Here is a 2,913-nt window from a genome sequence, read left to right as displayed (position 1 = left end):
CCACATAGCAGCTGACCCCGTTAACCGGCCAACACCTTCCAACCCGCCCGATTAGCCGGATAAGCCCTGGACAATGCCGTGATCGAGTCGTGGCACTCTACCCTGGAATTCGAACTCCGAGCTGTGGAGCACTTCCCCACCCGGGCCAGCGCGCGGGCCGCGGTGGCGGCGTTCATCGACGACTACAACTCCGATCGGCGCCACTCCTCGATCGGAATGCGGTCTCCGATCGGCTACGAGCTCGGCGCCTGACCATGACCTGCACCCGATCAGCAGATGATGGTGTCGTCCTCACCGGTGTCAAGGCCAAGCCCCTCCGGGGTGGCCTGCGGCCAGCCCTGACACCGGCTCCGGGCGCCACCCTTCGGCCTCCATCGGGAGCCGGCCCCACAAGATCAAAAACCAGCTAAGAGGAGCCTCCACGGTTCGAGGGGATTGCCAGGTCCAGGCAGGCGGTCCAGACAGGGCGGTCCAGACAGGTGGGCACAGCGCGCGGCACAGCGGGCAGGCGGCGGGGCAGGCGGGGCCAGACAGGTGTCCTGTCGCGGGTGATGCTTGACCGTTCTGCGTCAGCTGATGCTTAACACCTGGCCGTGATCAGCCGATCCTGAGCGGCGGTGCTCGTGGGCGCCGTCCGGATTCGGGGGCCGGCAATGGCTCTGGTCTGGTGTCGTGTCGAAGGTCGAGCAGTGGCTGGAGGCGGTGCCGTGGTGGTGGGCGTCGGTGACCGATGTCGCGGTCGGCGTGTCGAGGGTGAGCGTGCAGTGTGCGGTGGTATGTCCTGGGGTGCGGTGCCGGTGCTGTGGCCGCCGTATGGCGGACGCGCCTTCATGGTGGAGGCCGCGGCTCCGAATTCGCCCGGCTCAATACGAATGAAGGTAGAGCATCGATCACCAGACGGCGCTGTGGTCCTCCATGACGCCATACCCCTCAGCGAGTTCCAGGCCCCCGGGGAGAGTTCCGCTGAAGGTTCCGAACGGTGACCGGTAGGTCGAGCGAAGCACGACGAAGTTCATCCTTCTCAACCGCTCGACATCTGTTGTGAAGCTGAGCACCCGGCCGCCGTCGAACGTCGTGGATCTCAGATCCCGACTTATGGAGACAAGCCCGGTCTGCTGGGGCACGCCATCGATCCACAGGGTGTTCTCGTCATTGGGCGGCCGGTCGTTGAGCCCAACCACGGCGTTCCACGCGGCGGCGCGCCCATCGGTGAGCGTGCCAGCTCCGGCGGCCCACCACCAATGGGTACGTCGCGGATGGAAGCCGCCGTTGTCATCGATCAGGGCCGCCGCTTCGACCACGTACCGCACCCGACCGATGTGTACCTCTCCGGATGCATGCGCGACAACCTTGCGGGTCCACGTCCATGCAGCACCGACAGGAGTCACGACCTCAACGGCGGCGCCGACGACCGGGACCAGCTGAAGATCTATCGAGACCCGGCCGTCACGTACGACGAGACGATCTCCCGTGGCGTTGACACGGCCGCCGGACATGCGGGTGCGCTGATGCAACACTCCGGCACCGCGCTGCCACACCGCCCAAAACTCCTGACCGATGGGACCAACCTTGACCTGTGCGGCACACAGGGACATCGTCGGCCCCCAAACCCCGACATACCGCCAACACTTCCGGAGCGTGGATCCGCGCACCATCGGCGCGGTCGACGGCGGGATCCACACGGCGGATGGACGACCCGTGCCGTCACCTCGATAAGCCAGGTCGTGCATGAGATCAGTGTGGGCTGACAAGGACGTTCGTACTGCACCATTTTTGGTGTTGGTATCCCGTCGTTATCGCTACCTCGATCTCAGCCCCACGAACTCGAATTCGTGCCAGGTGGCGTGATTCCCGGTGGTACAGCCTTGGGCTGCACAAGCGGGCAGCGATCCATTGGCGTACAGCAGAACACAGCTGAGGACACGAGCGTTGCAGCCCTTGGGGCTGATGCTGTTGTGTTGGCGGGATCGATTCATGTACTCCCAGCACGCCAACGTTGGCTATGCATAGGCTTAGCAGCCGAGAATCGAAAGATGTGGGGCGACGCCGGCTGCCAGCTCTTCGACGAGTCGCTTCCCTTTGTCGGCCGTTGCGAGGGAGGGGCGGCCGATGATGCCACTCTCGGTGTATCCGCGCATACCGAGAGTCAAGAAGTCCGGCCGGCTGGCTGCCTCGTGGTCGGCTGAGCTCCACCCGTCTCGCACCGTCGACGATGCGTAGTGAAGCAGGATCGAGGTTTCGCCCTCGCCACCGTGCATATCGTCGTGAGCGGTGGTCTGGAGTCCCGCAGCGATACGCGCACGGTCCCAGTCGGCCACGCTCGGATACAGGAGGATCGTACGGGCATCGGCATTCGCCTGCTGGGCGACATTGCTTAGGACGTAGTTCCCTCCGTGGCCACTTACGAGGACGAGCTTTTCAATGCCTTGGGAGCGCAGTGAGTCGCGGATGTCGTCGATCATTCGGGTCAGGGTCGATGACGTGATGCTGACCGTCCCGGGAAAGTTTGCGTGTTCGTGTGAGCAACTGATCGTGATCGGTGGCAGGACGAACACGTCGTGAAGCTCTGCGATCGCTTTCGCGACGATGCACGCGATCAGAGTGTCAGTGGCGAGCGGAAGATGGCCCCCGTGCTGCTCGAAGCTGCCCACGGGCAGCACTGCCACGCTGGAGTTCCTGGCACGCTCGTCGTGTGACGTGGCCATCGACACGAAGTCCATGGCCAGAACACTAAACTGCCTCAGCTAGGACTTCTCGAAGGTCTGCCACATCTCGGCGCCGACGATGAGGATTTAGTCGGCCACGAAGCCGTCGCAGCGCGCTCGAGGTCCTGGCCGAAGGTGCGAGCTTGAGGACTGAGGCGGCTCGCACGCCCGTTTCGCAGGCGGCTTCGATTTCGCCGGCGCTGGCGTA

3 protein-coding genes are annotated in these 2,913 nt (G+C 64.3%); 1 reads left to right on the top strand and 2 read right to left on the bottom strand.

The genetic code is table 11. The annotated features are described in order from the left end of the window. The first annotated feature begins 78 nt into the window (after nt 1-78). Complete coding sequence (locus ABD747_RS18480; RefSeq protein ID WP_344807311.1) at nt 79-252, top strand: integrase core domain-containing protein; 174 nt, start codon at nt 79-81, stop codon at nt 250-252. Nucleotides 253-890: 638 nt separating this feature from the next. Here the strand turns inward: ABD747_RS18480 and ABD747_RS18475 are convergent. After that, the gene (locus tag ABD747_RS18475; RefSeq protein WP_344807309.1) at nt 891-1,730 is read right to left on the bottom strand and encodes a DUF2804 family protein; all 840 of its coding nucleotides are present in this window, start codon (nt 1,728-1,730) and stop codon (nt 891-893) included. A 282-nt stretch (nt 1,731-2,012) separates the two neighbouring features. Further along, nucleotides 2,013-2,720, bottom strand: a complete 708-nt coding sequence (locus ABD747_RS18470; RefSeq protein ID WP_344807307.1) for a creatininase family protein — start codon at nt 2,718-2,720, stop codon at nt 2,013-2,015. Nucleotides 2,721-2,913 lie beyond the last annotated feature (193 nt).

Origin of the sequence: Microlunatus ginsengisoli (assembly GCF_039537205.1) — a bacterium.
Taxonomy (GTDB): Bacteria; Actinomycetota; Actinomycetes; order Propionibacteriales; family Propionibacteriaceae; genus Microlunatus; species Microlunatus ginsengisoli.
Note: the sequence above shows the minus strand (reverse complement) of the source record. Positions and strands in the feature narration are given on the sequence as shown.

Bases quoted from the DNA above. Each gene is read 5' to 3' on its own strand.
- ABD747_RS18475 (WP_344807309.1), bottom strand. From the start codon at position 1,730: ATGCACGACCTGGCTTATCGAGGTGACGGCACGGGTCGTCCATCCGCC.
- ABD747_RS18470 (WP_344807307.1), bottom strand. From the start codon at position 2,720: ATGGACTTCGTGTCGATGGCCACGTCACACGACGAGCGTGCCAGGAAC.